The following is a 16,806-nucleotide window of genomic DNA, read 5'->3' on the forward strand; positions in this document are numbered from 1 at the left end:
CCTTTCGAACTCGCATTCTGAGTTAACAGCCACAATTCAAAGCCGTCTTAGGACGGCTTTAGCTTAAGTTCATGCCCTTAATAATCGCGCACTGCCGCTATCCATACCGAGATAACCGCCCTATTTACAGCTCCAGCCAATAGCAGTTTTAAGCGAATGGCAGTTTTAAGCGAATAGCTCTCTGAGAAAATACCAAGCTAAGCGAATACATCTGGGGGCAATGCCTCTGAACTCATTCATCAGAGCCAATACATCTGGGCCAATCTATTTAAACTTAACCCACACCCAACTCATTTTAACCAGTGCCTTGAGCGAGGCTCCAGCCTGCGCTTTACAATGGATTTACACTGACTGTTTAACGGCACCTATTCCCATTGGACTCAGCCGACATTACCGCAATCTAAATCAATTCCCCTCGATTAACAAACCAACACAGACATCGATATAACCTACTGTATTTATAGCCTTAAAAGTCAATTCGCGCGTAATTCTCTCGATTATATATCCCTTAAGTTTAGCCTTTTTGCCAGCCAATTATCTTGCCGTCAAATACGTTTTTAACCGTACTTAGCCCGCTTATCCGTAAGTTAAAAGTATTAACCTGCATCACCACTCAAATGAGAATGGTTTGCATTTGAATATTTTCACGTGCTAATTTACTCGCCGTTGTCGGGACAGAGGCAGCAGGAAAAATGGCCTAAGGACTGCGCTAAACATAGCGAATTAACCACAGCAAGATAGATAGCCACACAGGCTATTTTGACTGCCGCATTAACTTGGTTTGTGTCCTTAGGTAACTGATTACTGGATCGGCAACACGCAACAGCATGCTGCCAAAGGAGGCGTAAGTGACTACTCAACAAAGGGAAATGGATCGCGAAATCTTTGATCTACTCGGCATCGGCATTGGCCCATTCAATCTTGGCCTCGCCGCCTTATCAGAACCTATCGACGGCTTTAACTGCTTATTTTTAGATGCTAAAACCAGCTTTGACTGGCATCCAGGCATGCTACTCAAATCCTCGAGACTGCAAACCCCCTTTATGTCAGATCTGGTGACTATGGCCGATCCCACCAGCCGTTACAGTTACCTTAATTTTGCCAAAAAGACGGGTAGACTTTATCCCTTTTATATTCGTGAGAATTTCTTTTTACCTCGCCACGAATACAACTTGTATTGCCAATGGGTGAGCCAACAACTCAGCAACCTTAAATTTGGTTTTAAGGTCACTCAAGTGGATTACAACGCCGGTGAAGGTATTTATCGAGTTACAGGTTTTGATAGGCGCAGTGGCAAAACCCATACCTATCAATGCCGAAAGCTAGTGTTAGGCACAGGAAGAGCCTTATCTGCCAAAGGATTGCCCCATTCAAGATGCACGGGTCATGCATACCGCCAGTTATATGCAGCAAAAAACCTACCTGCAGAGTCAGAGTGCCATCACAGTAATTGGCAGTGGCCAGAGTGCGGCGGAAGTGTTTTACGATCTACTGCAAGATATTGATACCTATGGCTATCAACTCAATTGGATGACACGTTCTGCACGTTTCTATCCCTTGGAATACACTAAGCTAACGTTGGAGATGACCTCGCCGGATTATGTCGATTACTTCCACGAACTAACACCGGAAAAACGCTGTGCTTTAATCGCCAGTCAAAAATCGCTCTACAAGGGCATTAATGCAGAGCTTATCAACGACATCTATGACTTGTTATATCAAAAGCGCTTGATTGCGGATTTCCAGTGCCAATTGATGACCAATGTGGCGTTAACCCGTATTCAAACTGACCCAGATGCACTCAAATTACATTTCCAGCATCAAGAACAAGATGCCCCTTTGAGCCAAACCACGGGCGCAGTGGTATTAGGCACTGGCTATCACTACCGTTTACCTCAATTTATCAAAGATATAAAGCAACAGATCGAGTTCGATGATGCAGGACAACTTGCGGTGCAACGCGACTACAGCATAGATATTCGCGGGGATATTTTTGTCCAAAATGTGGGTTTGCATACCCATGGGGTAAGCTCACCGGATCTTGGCATGGGCTGTTATCGCAACGGCATCATCTTAAAGGCCGTGCTTGGCTATGCGCCCTACCACATCGAAGAACACATCGCCTTTCAAACCTTCGATCCGGCCAAACTTGCCAATCATCAGCCCTGCGGCGCCAATGCAATTAACACACTGAATCTTAACTCTAAACATTTCCCTAAGACGTCGCCGCACAGCAATACCGCTGATGCATCGCCGCATCTCTACCCAACCCAAACGCCGACTTCGAGTATGAGCGCAGGCGCGGGAACCAATATGTCGGTCTTGATGGCGCCAAACAAGGAGGCGCAATAATGGCGAGTCAATTTAGCAGCCATTGTTTAACGCAGCTATCAGCTATGACAAGCATCAATGGTTTCCAGTTCAGAGCGTTAGATCTCAAGCAAGACATACCAACACTGCAGTCTTGGTTTAACCAGGATTACGCGCAGTTTTGGGGTATGCAGGGCTTGAACCTTGATGCCATAAAAAATCTGTTAGCAACAACAGAACACAAGTTTGCCTTGATAGGTGAATGGCAGGCCAAAGCGCTATTTATGGTGGAACTCTACGATCCCGCCCACGATGAAGTCGGTCAGCACTATCGTGTTGCACCGGGGGATTGTGGTATGCATCTGATTATCGCGCCGCCAGATGGCAAACCCGTCAGCGGCTTATCCTTAAAGGTGATGGATGCGATAGCGCAGCTCGTGCTTGAAAAACTGGCCTTTAATCGCCTCGTGGTTGAACCCGATCAACTCAATAGCAAAATTCATCGCTTAAATAGCCTGATAGGCATTAGCTATGAAAAAGCGATTCAATTAAGCACTAAAGCTGCTTTCCTCGGATTTTGCACTGCGGCTGATCGTCTGCGCGTATCAAGCCCGGCTTCTTCGACGCGCTTAGCCCAAACAACCTTAGCTCAGCCATGCTCGTTGAAAGCCCCCGTAACCTCTCCCATAACATTATCGACTCTTCAGGTGAATTAGATGAACTTACCCACAAAAGCCTTATTAATTAACCCATTGCCAACGCAAGATCATCATGATCAAGCAGTACATGCTCAACAAAGCTCGGCGCTATCGACAACATCGACTTCTCTGCCGGAGCATTTGACTCCCGCCTATTGGCAAGCGGCCAATCGGCATTTAGTGAAGAAAATCCTCTGCGAATTCACCCACGAGAAGCTCATTACGCCGACCCTATACGGGCAAAAAGCGGGGCTTAACCACTATGAACTCAGGCTCAAAGACAGCACTTACTATTTTAGCGCGCGGCACTATCAGCTAGATCATCTCGCGATTGATGCCGATACCATCCGCGTTTCACTTGCAGGCAAAGAACAAACCCTCGATGCGATGTCGCTGATCATTTCCCTTAAAAATGACTTAGGGATCAGCGAAACCTTACTGCCTACCTATTTAGAAGAAATCACCAGCACCCTCTACAGCAAGGCGTACAAGTTAGCGCATCAGGCGATCCCCGCTGCCGCACTGGCGCGAGCCGATTATCAAAGCATAGAAGCGGGCATGACTGAGGGCCATCCGGTGTTTATTGCCAATAACGGCCGTATTGGTTTTGATATGCAGGATTACCGTCAATTTGCCCCAGAAAGCGCGATACCGATGCAGTTAGTCTGGCTAGGCGTGCGCAAGAGCAAAACCACATTTGCCGCCCTCGAAAACTTGAGTCACGACGCATTACTAAAGGAAGAGCTCGGCCAGCAGTTCACTGACTTCCAACAACGTCTTAAAACCCAGCAGCATGATCCGCAGGACTTCTACTTTATGCCTGTGCATCCTTGGCAGTGGCGTGAAAAAATCGCCCGCGTCTTTGCCGGCGACATAGCCCGTGGCGATCTGGTTTATCTTGGTGAAGGCAATGAGCAATACCAAGTGCAGCAATCGATACGCACTTTCTTCAATCTTGCATCACCGCAAAAGTGCTACGTCAAAACCGCGCTTTCTATCCTTAATATGGGCTTTATGCGTGGTCTATCGCCCCTTTACATGAGCTGCACACCGCAGATCAATGCTTGGGTTGCAAACTTGGTTGAAAACGATCCTTACTTTGCCCAACAAGGCTTTGTGATCCTGAAGGAAATTGCCGCAATAGGTTATCACCACACCTATTACGAGCAGGCACTCACCCAAGATAGCGCCTACAAAAAAATGCTTTCTGCCCTGTGGCGCGAAAGCCCACTGCCACACATTGAGCCTAAGCAAAATCTGATGACCATGGCTGCGCTACTGCATACGGATCATGAAGATAAGGCCCTTATTGCAGCCTTGATAGCCGCCTCAGGCTTACCAGCAAAGGATTGGGTGAGTCGCTACTTAAACCTGTATTTATCGCCGCTGTTACATGCCTTTTTCGCCTACGATCTGGTCTTTATGCCCCATGGTGAAAACCTGATCTTAGTGCTCGATGAATATGTGCCAGTCAAGATTTTGATGAAAGACATAGGCGAAGAAGTCGCGGTACTCAATGGCGCGAAGCCGCTACCTGATGATGTAAAACGCCTTGCGGTGAGCCTTGAAGAAGAGATGAAACTTAACTACATCTTACTGGATATTTTTGACTGTATTTTCCGCTATTTAGCACCGCTGCTCGATGAGCAAACCAGTGTCAGTGAAAGCCAATTCTGGGAGTTAGTAGCGGACAATGTTCGTGATTACCAAGCTCAGCATCCGCATTTGGCCGCTAAGTTTGCCCAATACGATCTGTTTAAGGACAACTTTGTACGCACCTGCCTTAATCGTATCCAATTGAATAACAACCAACAAATGATAGACCTCGCCGACAGGGAGAAAAACCTGCGTTTCGCCGGCGACATCGACAATCCCTTGGCGGCCTTTAGACAAAGCCATGCCTTTAAGCGCCCTATGCTTAGCAAAGGACACGTTAACGCGCAACAAAGCAAATAGACCCGACACTTTCTGAAACTTGATGAAACCTTAGTGTGGGCCAATGTTGGCCCGCTTTATTTAACCCCAACCTAAACGGAATTAAAGATCACCATTATGAAGACTTTTCCTCTCTCCAGCATCGCACTCGTCTGTCGGCAAGCCCTCGTTAACCCTAAGCTATTGCTGTGCTCAGCCATGTTAGCCAGTGTGCCCCATGCTGTAGCAGACACTGTGGATGCGGATGGTAAAACCAAGAAGCACCAAAAAGAGATTGAAATCATCAATGTCATTGGCGCTAAGGATTTACACGACAACCGTTATAAGACCCAAGCGATGAACACGGCAACTGGGCTCGATTTATCCTATCTAGAAACGCCGCAGTCGGTAACGTCTATCACCCGCCAAATGATGAATGATCAACAGCTTAATAGCGTGATTGATGCCATGACCAGCGTCGCGGGGATCAATGCCCGCCCAATGGATAACGACAGATACAGTATTAGTGCTCGCGGCATTGCCGTGACCAGCATTTTGTACGATGGCGTGCCAACCACCTACGACACCCGCTTCAACTATGGCGATAATCTGATCGACACCGCCATCTACGAGCGAGTAGAAGTGGTACGCGGCGCAACAGGTTTAATGACAGGTGCCGGTAATCCCTCGGCGGCCATTAACCTTATCCGTAAACGCCCGACCCAAGAGTTTATGGGCAACACATCCCTAAGTGTGGGCTCATGGAATAATGTGCGCGGTATGGTCGATGTTTCCAGCGGCTTAAATGATGCGGGCTCAGTGCGCGGTCGCGTAGTGGCCACCTATCAGGATAAGGATTCGTTCCAAGACAGATACGAGCAGCAGCGCACAACGCTATACGGCATAGTCGAAACCGATATTGGCGATAGCACCTTATTCACCCTTGGTGTCGATTACCAAGATGCTACGCCGAGCGGCACTATGTCGGGCGGTTTACCGCTATTTTACAGCGATGGCAGTCGCACTAATTATGATCGCGCCACTTCAACAGCGCCCGATTGGGGCTCGGCGCATACCCAAGGCCTCAACACCTTTGCAAGTCTCGAGCACAGATTAGATAACGGTTGGAACCTAAAAGGGACTTACACCTATGGCGATAACTCACTTGAGTTCGATGTGCTATGAGCCACAGGCTATCCCGATCCTGTAACCAATATCGGCGCAACAGCAGGCTCTATCGCCTATGTCGACGGCAGTCGCACCCAACACAATGTGGATTTGCGCGCCGAAGGACAATACCAACTCTTTGGATTAGAACATCAATTGATGTTTGGCTGGAATGGCCAACGCCAAGAGTTCGCCAATCCCTACTATTATCCTACTGCGGCAGTACCGCCTTTGGGGGATTTTCGCGATCCGAACTTCCAATATCCAAAACCTCAATGGAAGGAAACTTATACCACGGGTTCATTTGGCGAAACCAAACAGAGTGCAGCCTATGTAGCGACTCAGCTTAATCTCAGCGACGCTTTAGCTGTCATCGTCGGATTACGTCTCAATGAATGGGAAACCGACCAAGATAACTTTGGCAGCAGCTACGATTTTAGCATTAGCAACGAACTCACTACTTACTTCGGCCTCACCTACGCCCTGACCGAGCAATATTCGCTCTACGCCAGTTATACCGACATTTTTGCACCGCAAACTAAGCAAAGAATCGATAAAAGCTACCTAGAACCGGTCAAAGGGAAAAACTACGAAGGCGGGATTAAGGCGAGCCTATTCGATGAGGCTTTAGATATGTCGCTGTCGGTGTTTGAGATCAGACAAGACAATGTCGGAGTCAGCACTGGCGATGTGATCCCAGGTACCACAACGCAAGTGTATGAAGGCGTAAACGGTACAAAAACACAGGGATTCGAATTTGAATCGACGGGTAAAATCACTGATGACTGGAATCTTTACTTAGGCTACACCCAGTTCACTAGCGAAGATCCTGAAGGCAAACGTATCAATACCACCTCACCACGCCAGCAATTAAAACTCTTCACCACTTATACCTTTAGCGGTGATTGGCATAAATTGCAAATAGGTGCGGGGGTTAACTGGCAGAGCCGCGTCTACCAAACAGTTAATTCGCCACTTGGCAAAGTCGAAGTAGAGCAAGGCTCTTACGCGCTAGCGAGTCTAATGGCAAGTTACGCCTTCACCGAGCAACTTAAGCTCAGCGCCAACCTGCACAACGCCTTAGATAAAAGCTACTACAGCCAAGTCGGTCAATATAGTCAATTCCAATACGGTACGCCGCGAAGTGCCAGCTTAACCTTGGACTATCGCTTCTAAGTCAGACTTTTATTGAGATAGTTCGAAAACCCTTGTGAGCCCAAATCTTGGGCTCACAAGGTCCTCATCTATATGGTACTTATCAATAATAGTGGGGCTTATCAATCACAGCCATTAAGGAGTCATTATGGCAAGCCAACGAGGAGACACCAGACTGCAAACATTGTGCGATACCTCGCCCAGCCACAACGCGTTGAATCAAACTATTTTGACACTCAATCAGCTGTTACATGAGCGGGCGCCCTTCTATGGCGAGCACCTTAGCGCAACGCAGTACCCCACGGGACTCAGTTTTGATGAATGGAGCTGCGCCGATACCTATCAAACTGCTAGCGCGTTTTGCCATCGCACACCCTAGCGCAGAAACTCAGAGTGAAACTGAAGCTATAACTGAAGCTATAACTGAAGCTATAACTGAAGCTGAAACCGAAACGGATAAAACAGCTGCAACCAGCCGAGCGCCCGCTTTCGCCAGTAAAAGCACTTTGGTCAGTAAAAACGCTGGGCCCAGTAGAAAAGACACTCGCAAAGCGCTGCATTCACTTTGGGGTCAATGGTATTTTGGCCTTTTAGTTCCGCCTGTGATGGAGTGGATTTTTAACGCAAAAAAAGCCGATTTCGAGCCTATTCACTGGCAGCCACGGTCCGTTTTTATGCAGGTACACGCCAGTGGCCGAGTGGCAAAATTTGAATTTAAAATAACAAAGCAACAGCCAAATACCGCTTTGACCTTTAAAAAACACCACGGCATCGAACCACTTTCTCAAACCAACACTAAGCCAAGTAACAAGATAGACACTGAAATACACTCGCCATTAAGCCCATATAAGCCGCCAGTTAATAAAGAACTCGCCCTACAAGGTCTTATCTTAAACTTACTGCAGCCAAGTGTTGAGCGCCTGCTGACTCTGAGCCCTGTACCCGCCAAGTTATATTGGAGTCACTTAGGCTATCTGATCCACTGGTATCTTGGGGAACTGGGACTTACCGAGCAATACAGCCAGCAACTAAAACAAGCCCTGTTTCGCCGCACGACCTTTTTAGATGGCAGCACAAATCCGCTGTATAACAGCATTAACTTACTCATCGAACCAGAGCAAGATAGCGCAACACCGAACACTGTTGCGAGAATAGTAACGAGTACAGCATCGAGCTCAACGAGTCCCAAAATCCACTGCATTCGGCGTACTTGCTGCCTAAGGTATCAACTCGCCAACACTGGCCAATGCCACGATTGCCCACTGTTAAGTCGTGCAAAGGTTAACGTCAACGCCACCAAGCAAACGTGAAGCTAGCTTATAAGATTAAATCGGTTTAATGGGCAAGATCGCAATCCTAAGCCCTGAGTGCTTTTTCCCTCATGTTGCGCATGCTACACTCAAGCCCATGTCTCTTTAACACGATTACTTATGAAACAACTGCTTGATTTCCTGCCCCTCGTCATCTTTTTTGCTGTCTATAAATTTTTCGATATTTATATCGCCAGCGGCGCATTAATCGCAGCCACCGCGCTTCAATTAATCGTGACCTACGCGCTATACAAAAAGCTCGAAAAAATGCACATCATCACCTTTATAATGGTGACCGTGTTTGGCACGCTAACATTAGTATTCCACGATGATTCCTTTATCAAATGGAAAGTCACCATCATCTATAGCCTGTTTGCGATTGCCTTAGGCGTCAGTCAGTTACTGAATAAATCGATACTAAAATCGATGTTGGGCAAAGAAATGCAAGTCGACGATAACATTTGGGCCCGCGTCACTTGGTATTGGGTGGTATTTTTTGCAATTTGTGGCCTAGTGAATATCTATGTTGCCTTTAGTTTGCCATTAGAAACTTGGGTTAATTTTAAAGTGTTTGGTTTAACCGCCTTAACCTTAGCTAATACTGTGTTAACCGTATTTTATCTGTATAAACACCTTCCAGAAGACCAAAGAAAGGAACTCAAATAATGTGGTATATGATTTCAGCTCAGGATGTTGATAACAGTTTAGAAAAGCGTTTAGCCGCGCGCCCCGCTCATTTAGAGCGCCTGCAAGCCCTCGCCGATGAAGGCCGTTTACTGATTGCTGGCCCACACCCTGCGATTGACAGCGAGAACCCAGGTGATGCCGGTTTTAGCGGCTCACTGGTCGTTGCTGACTTTGATTCGTTAGACAGCGCCAAACTCTGGGCAGATGCTGACCCTTATTTTGCCGCGGGTGTTTACCAAAGTGTGGTAGTAAAACCCTTTAAGCGAGTTCTACCTTAATGAAAATAGTGTCTTTTAATATCAATGGTCTGCGTGCCCGTTTGCATCAATTACAAGCCTTGATTGATAGCCACCAGCCCGACATTATCGGCCTGCAAGAAACCAAAGTGCACGATGAAGCGTTTCCATTAGCCGACGTCGAAGCCATGGGATATCAGGTGCATTACCACGGTGGCAAAGCCCATTATGGCGTGGCTATGTTGTCTAAGGCCGTGCCGATTAAAATCCAAAAAGGCTTTCCAAACGATGATGAAGAAGCGCAGCGCCGCATGATTATCGGCACCTTTGCCCAAGAAAATGGCCGCCCGCTGACGGTATTTAACGGCTATTTCCCCCAAGGCGAAAGCATAGATCACCCAACAAAATATCCTGCTAAACGTAAGTTTTATCAGGATTTAATGCAATATTTGCATACCAACCACAGCAACGATGAAGACATTGCCATCATAGGTGACATCAATATTTCGCCGACCGATTTAGACATAGGCATAGGTGAAGTCAATCGTAAGCGTTGGCTGAAAACCGGCAAATGTAGCTTCCAACCAGAAGAACGTGAGTGGTTAAAAACCTTGCAAGACTGGGGTTTAGTCGACACTTTCCGTCAATTACACCCAGAGCGCATCGAACGTTATTCTTGGTTCGATTACCGCAGCAAAGGGTTCGATGACAACCGCGGCCTACGTATCGATGTGATTTTAGCAACACCTTCACTGGCAGCACGTTTAGTCGAATCCGATGTCGATTACGATCTTCGCGGCATAGATAAACCCTCAGATCACGCGCCCATCTGGAGCACGTTCAAAGAGGCCTAATCCGCTAGGGATTAACCATCTCATAGACATAAAAACATCGGCCTAAGCCGATGTTTTTGTTTGAGAGTGACTTAAGCAGAATGTGATTGGCACAAGTAAGTTAAAAATGAACAGAATACATCGCAGAAAAGTTGTGAGCTTAGCTTCAGCCACAGATTAATCGTGAGCCATGGCATTCACTCATCGACGCGGTGAATAGAAACCTAGGGTTTCTGAGCTTATGAACGAGAGCCATGGTCGGCGAGCTGGTCGTTGAACATGGATATTGTTCAAGTCCGTCCTTGGATGCAGGGCCGCCCCGCCTGATGTGAATGGATTCACAAATGCCGCGATGGCATGGATGCCAAAGAGCGGCCATGGGGCGGACGGTCGTCTCGCAAATAACCAAGGCTCACCTGTTTAGCATTGGCGAAGCCTGTTTGTTTTAAAGAAATACATAGCAAGCCTTTGGACAGAAATGTGTTGGAAAGTAGTGTTTTGGGAGCAGTAATTTCAGTTGTTAGAAGTTTAGCGTTTACGGGTATCCACTCGCACAGGCTTGCCATGGCATTCGCTCGTCGACTCGCAGCAAGTCCGTCCTTGGATGCTCGACCGCCCCGTCCATGGGGAGGACGGTCGTCTCGCAAATCACCATGGCTCACCTGTTTAGCATCGGCGAAGCCTGTTTGTTTTGAAGAAATACGTAGCAAGCTTTGGGACAAAAGTGAGCAGGAACTGATGCTCTAATTGGTATATTTCAGATTAATATTGTAGGGATTAGCGCTGTAATAAGCGGCTGTAATACGTAGACTAAAATAGGAGATAGGCAACAAAGCTTACGTTTTAGCTTACTCATTAACCTCCATTATCTCAATAACTTGGCGTACACATGATGGAAGAAAAATCAGTCTAAAGCTCTCAGGATCGTTTCTCAAAGAGAATAAATCATTGGTGAGCGTTTCGGTTGTTTTTAAAGACTGCTTATACGACTCTCTAATCTCAGCTATTTGTTGTTCTGACATTACAATAGACTTAAATTTCGCGATTGCAACCGACCTATTGATTACGTCATCAATTACTTCTTCCTCTTGTTTATTAAAGAGAAATCTATCGACTATAGCTTGCCAACTGATCATGCAGTTCATTTCTGCATGTATCTGCATTTCATTTTTCAGAGGATTAATGTTTTCAGTCAGGTTCACACCACTTGGCGAACTTATACTACTGCCAAAATATTGGGGAGTATTTATACGACAGACTTTGTCCCAAGAAATACAAGAGTTTCCACAAGGCTGTCCTTTACTACAACTTTTTGCGTTTGCATTAAAGGAAAACACAAGTGTAACAATTATCAAAAAACCTAAATATCACAAAACTATCCTTAATTAAGCCAACAGCTAGTATTAAATCAAGCCATCCATTTCAAATCAACAACATAAACTAAGTGTTTAAATTCTAATGCACAAGAAATTAATGCTTCTATTGAAATTTAAAACAAAAGGTCTACTAAGTTGGGATAATTGTGAGTAGCCACTGATTTCCTACGTACTCAGTATGATTACTAAAATTAAGTCAATATTGCGATGCCTAAGTTAGCCTAAGGTCACATGTCTAACACGCTTTGGTGCAATAGCTTTTTAGCTAATCGAACAACGATAGGATTAGTGAGGATTGGCATTGATGCAACTGTGACCGTTGTGGCGGCATGGATGCCGTCGTCGAGCCCTCAGGGACGAGTTTATGGCGAGTCATAGTGGAAACAATGACAATGAATACTGCGCAACTGGCAATATATAGCTAACTTTTGAGGTATTTAGAGAATGAAATGGCGGAAATCTACGATTTGCGCCATGTTCAGATAATACGCTAATGCTTAATATGAGACTCAGTATCGGGCGTTATTGCTCAACAATCCATGCCGACGACCCACATTGAAGTTGAGATTAGCTCGTGTGATACTGCTGCAAAATGCCTTCTAAATCGACCGATGCATGGTGTAAATCGTTAGCTAAAGTGACACTGCGCTGAGAAGTTTGCTTGATGATTTCCGATTGATGACGAATTTCATTTAACTGCCCTGCAATATCGCGAGAAGTCATGCTTTGCTCTTCTGCCGAGGCGGCAATTTGGCTACTCATGTCAAATACGGCATTGATAGATTGTGCCATGCCTTGAACATCGTCACCAACGGCAATAATCGCGCTGCGACCTTCGTCTGCTTGATCGACAATTTCCATCGTAATACTTGATAAACGAGTCGTGCCGGATTGCAAACCTTCAATCATCGATTGAATTTCTACCGTCGCTTGCTGAGTTCGGCCCGCTAAGGTACGCACTTCATCGGCGACAACCGCAAAACCACGCCCTTGTTCGCCAGCACGTGCCGCTTCAATCGCCGCATTTAGAGCTAACAGGTTGGTTTGTTGCGAAATACTATTAATAGTGGTCACAACCGCATCGATACTCGCCGCATCTTTCGATAACTGTTCAACTGACGAAAATGCCGCGCCAATTTTAGTTGAAAGCAAGCCAATGCTGTTAACCGTGTTGGCAACACGTTCTTGACTCGTTGATATTTGCATTGAGTTTTCTTTGGTTTGCAGTGACGTGTTACTAGCATTAATAGAGACTTCTTCAATGGCCGACGTCATTTGTGCCATTGCCACAGCAACCGAATCGAGGAATTGATGTTGACTGCCGATCAACTTCTCACTGGTGGCCGCCTGTTGATTAAATTCATCCGACGCTAATGATAAGGTCTTAGCATTCTTACCAATCGCCGATACCATTTCACTCATGTTATCAGCACAGCGATCAATTTCACGGGCAATCAAACTAAAATCATCTGTACCAAAGAAGTTTAATCTAAAGCTCAAGTCACCATCGGCTAAGCGTTTGATGGCTAGGTACATGTCCCATAATCCGCCGCCAAGAGAAGTGGAGATCCAATAACTCAGTTGGAATAAAGGCAATAAACCCAATAAAGCCAACCAAAGCATAAAGTTAGCATCGCTACGCGCATCGGCTTCCCACTCATGGGTGTTTTGCGTCAGTTGTAAGGCTTGTGTGCCTGACACGCTGGCAGTGGCCGTCACGTTATCCCCTTGGCGCTGCGCCTCACTTTGCCTTGAGGTCACGGTTAAGCCGTATTGACTGGCAAATTGTGTTAAAGCGCCTACATCTAATTTTTGCATTGAAGCGACTTGCGCTAAGGCATCAACACTCGCTTGAACTCGGGCAATAGAAGCTTGCTCAACATTGCGTTGTGCATGTTGATAGTTAACCAGCGCCACACTGGCTGTAATCAAGGCCACCATAGAACACACAACCCAAAACTTTCCGTTGAGACTGAATTTTATTAATATTGCATCAATGGTGCGAAACTGGATTTGTTTCATTGTTATAATTCCTAAGGACAAAATACTATTTGGCGCTAAATCAGCATTATAACTCAGAATGCTACTATAGAAATGCCTGTTATGAGTTCCGAATAAAGATAATGCTAATCCGCACTCGACACGGAATTATCTTTGGCTGCTGACCATTTTTGTGTCAAGTAAACTAACTGACCCGTTAACAGACTCATGCTATACCCTAATAAACCACCGATGATTAACGATGGCACTATATTAGCGACATCACCCGCCATCGCAAACGTAATACAACAGCCAATAAAGGCACCAGGAATAAAACTAAGCTTTTGATAGCTTGCCTGTAAACACATAGCCGATGTGGCTATGCCTGTAAAAATATGGCCAAATACCGGCGAGATAAAAAAGCTACTACCCGCAATAATGAGCCAAGCCCAAAATACACCCGACAAATTGGTACACCACGCCATCATCACGCCCTGAAAGCCCGCTTTAGGTTGCGCAAAAAAAGTGCTGCAACCTAAAAAGCCAATCCAAGTAACCAGATGAAAGGCATCTGCGACGCCACACCAAATAGCCGCCAATAGGCCGGCAGAAATAGCGACTTGCCAACGATTTTCCATGGATGACCCCTTTTTTATTCAATCACGGAAGTTCATACCCTTGGCTGCTCTGAAACTCATGTCTTAAGCTCGCGTGGGTAAACACATTGGTTAAATTACCTCTATTACGGTAACTAAAACCTGATCTATTACAAATTTTCCGCATTAATGCCTGCAAAATAACTAACAAGCAAATATTTTGTAGTAAAAAAACAAAAAAAGCGCTTTTTAGACGCTTTTTTGTTCGGCTGTTTCACTTATATTGCTTTGCAGAACTTAAACTCGAAGCAGCTTATTAACGGGAAGATCGCGGATCCTTTGTCCCGTGGCAGCAAAAATCGCATTGGTTAAGCTCGGGGCAACGGGCGGCACACCTGGCTCACCCACACCTGCTGGCGGCGCATCAGATTCAATAATAATGATCTCGATATCCGGTGCTTGAGGCATGCGCAGTAAAGGATAATCGTGAAAATTCGATTGCTGCACTTTACCCTCTTTATAAGTGATTTCGCCCATCAAGGCTAAGCTCAGGCCAAACACTATCGCGCCTTCAGTCTGGGCTTTTACCCTATCGGGGTTAACTATCGTGCCCGCATCGATAGCAGCGATGGCATTCAGCACTTTAAGCTGTTTATCCTCGCTCACTTCCACCAGCATGGCCACTGCGACATAACTGACAAAACTGCGGTGTACGGCAAACCCCCAGCCCTGATTTTTACCCGCCTTGGGCGCCTTAGCTTGGGCTTTTTCGACCGCGTCGATTACCCCAAAATAGCGGCTCACGTCGACGGGGTGACGATTAAGATCTTCGCCATAGTTGCCATATTTAAACTGCTGGTCGGTAAAGGTCTCACGCCTTGCTTCACCTAACAGGCTACGCCACATTGCTGGGCAAGAAACCTGAGAACGATGAGCCATTTCATCGACAAAACTGCCGACACTAAAACCGTGCTGAATGTTACACACAGAGCGCATCCAACCAATACGGCTATGCGCCTGCGCTTTTACCGCTTCGTATCTTAAATTCGGCAAAGCAAAGGGTACATCCACAAAGCCTAAATCCAGCTCACCGCCAGAGGGATATTCCACCCCTTCGGCAAAGGTTGAACTGATCGATGGGAATCCCGTACGGGCTAAAAGCGCGGTAGGTTTGTTGCTGGCATCAAACAGTGCCTGATAGGACTGGGCGCTGATAGCATGGTAATAACCGTTTTGGATTTCATCCTCGCGGCTCCAACTCACCTTAATGGGACGCTTGAATTGCTTCGATAATAGCGCGGCTTCAACGCTAAAATCAGGTTTGGATTTACGCCCAAAACCACCACCCAATAGGGTGACATTCACTTTAATCGCATCTTCTTCCATACCCAGCGCAGCGGCCACATTTTGCTGGGTACTTTGCGGCGTTTGGGTCGATGCCCAGATTTCACAGCCCTTTTCAGTCACATGGGCAGTAGCAACGGGCGGCTCGATAGAAGAGTGAATTAAATAAGGCACGGTATAAACGGCCTTTAACGTATTCGCCTCGGGCCAGTTTTTGATTTCATCACCAGCTTGGCGCACGACGTTACCGCTTTGCTGTACCCGCTCGACAAGCTCCTTCAAATAAAGACTTGAATCATGCTGACTGTTGTCGGCCTGAGTCCAAGTGACTTTTAAGGCTTTGCGCCCTTCAAGGGCACTCCAAGTGTTTGTGGCGATAACAGCAACGCCGCCCAAAGCCTGAAAAGCGGGTGCGTCCTTAGCGGCGGGCAAACGATACACATCTACTACGCCGGCCACCTTGCGCGCCGCAGTATCGTCCAAGCTTGCCACATCGCTCCCAAGCACGGGCGGGCGTATTATGCTAGCGTAGAGCATGCCATCGAGTTTGATATCGTAACCATAAATCGCGCTGCCGCTTAACATGGCATCCATATCAACGATTTGGCGTGATGCGCCAATCTGCTTGAAATCTTTAACCTCTTTAAAGGTTAACGACTCAACAGCGGGTACGGGTTGCTTTGATGCGGCTAACGCTAACTCACCAAACTTGGCCGAGCGACCCGATTTAGCATGCAGCACTTTATGGCTGGCGGTATGCACCTCGCTCACGGGGACTTTCCAGCGCGCAGCGGCGGCTTGCTCTAGCATGGTTCTTGCCATCGCCCCCATCTGACGCATGCGGTCGTAATTTTCGCGAATACTGCGGCTACCGTCAGTGTTTTGGCTGGCATAACGTTTATCGGCTAAGCCTTGAATGGGGACGATTTTATCCCAATCCGCTTCTAACTCTTCGGCTAAGACTTGCAGAATGCCGGTTCTGATCCCTTGTCCCATCTCGGAGCGATGACAAGTGAGGTACACTTTGTCGTCTTCACCAATGGCAATAAACAGATTCAACCGCGCTTCTTTATCCTGCGCCAGCGCCATGGGGCTCCATGTTAGTCCACTCGCCCCCAATGCTAATCCGCCACCCACTGCGCCAAACAGTTTTAACACATCGCGGCGGCTGATATTTTCTACGGCAGTAAAAGTACTCAT

Annotated in this window: 9 protein-coding genes and 3 pseudogenes; 8 read left to right on the plus strand and 4 right to left on the minus strand. The window is 46.7% G+C overall.

Going from position 1 to position 16,806, the window contains the following annotated elements:
• The first annotated feature begins 848 nt into the window (after positions 1 to 848).
• The 8 genes and pseudogenes from ACRN9H_RS07190 (at position 849) to xthA (ending at position 10,331) form a co-directional block, all read left to right on the plus strand.
• Positions 849 to 2,352: pseudogene (locus ACRN9H_RS07190) on the plus strand (lysine N(6)-hydroxylase/L-ornithine N(5)-oxygenase family protein).
• Entirely contained in the window at positions 2,352 to 3,026 is a 675-nt protein-coding gene (locus ACRN9H_RS07195; RefSeq protein WP_432313097.1) for a GNAT family N-acetyltransferase, read from the plus strand. The pseudogene ACRN9H_RS07190 and the gene ACRN9H_RS07195 overlap by 1 nt, the downstream one beginning before the upstream one ends.
• Complete coding sequence (locus tag ACRN9H_RS07200) at positions 3,027 to 4,964, plus strand: IucA/IucC family protein (RefSeq protein WP_432313098.1); 1,938 nt, start codon at positions 3,027 to 3,029, stop codon at positions 4,962 to 4,964.
• Positions 4,965 to 5,060: 96 nt separating this feature from the next.
• Positions 5,061 to 7,265, plus strand: a pseudogene (locus ACRN9H_RS07205) (TonB-dependent siderophore receptor).
• 127 nt (positions 7,266 to 7,392) lie between these two features.
• A pseudogene (locus tag ACRN9H_RS07210) lies at positions 7,393 to 8,554 on the plus strand (IucA/IucC family C-terminal-domain containing protein).
• Between the two features lie 120 nt (positions 8,555 to 8,674).
• Positions 8,675 to 9,220 carry a septation protein A gene (locus ACRN9H_RS07215; protein WP_076499944.1) on the plus strand — a complete coding sequence of 182 codons (546 nt, stop codon included), beginning with the start codon at positions 8,675 to 8,677 and terminating at the stop codon, positions 9,218 to 9,220.
• Positions 9,220 to 9,519, plus strand: a complete 300-nt coding sequence (locus ACRN9H_RS07220; RefSeq protein ID WP_076499942.1) for a YciI family protein — start codon at positions 9,220 to 9,222, stop codon at positions 9,517 to 9,519. The genes ACRN9H_RS07215 and ACRN9H_RS07220 overlap by 1 nt, the downstream gene beginning before the upstream one ends.
• On the plus strand, positions 9,519 to 10,331 hold the full coding sequence (gene xthA / locus ACRN9H_RS07225) for an exodeoxyribonuclease III (protein ID WP_432313099.1): 813 nt from the start codon (positions 9,519 to 9,521) through the stop codon (positions 10,329 to 10,331). The genes ACRN9H_RS07220 and xthA overlap by 1 nt, the downstream gene beginning before the upstream one ends.
• Positions 10,332 to 11,158: 827 nt before the next feature.
• Here the strand turns inward: xthA and ACRN9H_RS07230 are convergent.
• The 4 genes from ACRN9H_RS07230 to ACRN9H_RS07245 all read right to left on the minus strand — a co-directional run bounded on the left by ACRN9H_RS07230 (position 11,159) and on the right by ACRN9H_RS07245 (position 16,806).
• Positions 11,159 to 11,512: a hypothetical protein gene (locus ACRN9H_RS07230; RefSeq protein ID WP_227257003.1), complete on the minus strand. Its 354-nt coding sequence runs from the start codon at positions 11,510 to 11,512 to the stop codon at positions 11,159 to 11,161.
• Between the two features lie 741 nt (positions 11,513 to 12,253).
• On the minus strand, positions 12,254 to 13,708 hold the full coding sequence (locus ACRN9H_RS07235) for a methyl-accepting chemotaxis protein (RefSeq protein WP_432313100.1): 1,455 nt from the start codon (positions 13,706 to 13,708) through the stop codon (positions 12,254 to 12,256).
• 104 nt (positions 13,709 to 13,812) lie between these two features.
• Entirely contained in the window at positions 13,813 to 14,304 is a 492-nt protein-coding gene (locus ACRN9H_RS07240) for a DUF1097 domain-containing protein (RefSeq protein ID WP_220772983.1), read from the minus strand.
• Between the two features lie 255 nt (positions 14,305 to 14,559).
• Positions 14,560 to 16,806 (minus strand): molybdopterin cofactor-binding domain-containing protein, encoded by a 2,247-nt coding sequence (locus ACRN9H_RS07245; RefSeq protein WP_432313101.1) that lies wholly within the window; start codon positions 16,804 to 16,806, stop codon positions 14,560 to 14,562.

Origin of the sequence: Shewanella sp. MF08487 (assembly GCF_050848685.1) — a bacterium.
Lineage (GTDB): Bacteria > Pseudomonadota > Gammaproteobacteria > Enterobacterales > Shewanellaceae > Shewanella > Shewanella glacialipiscicola.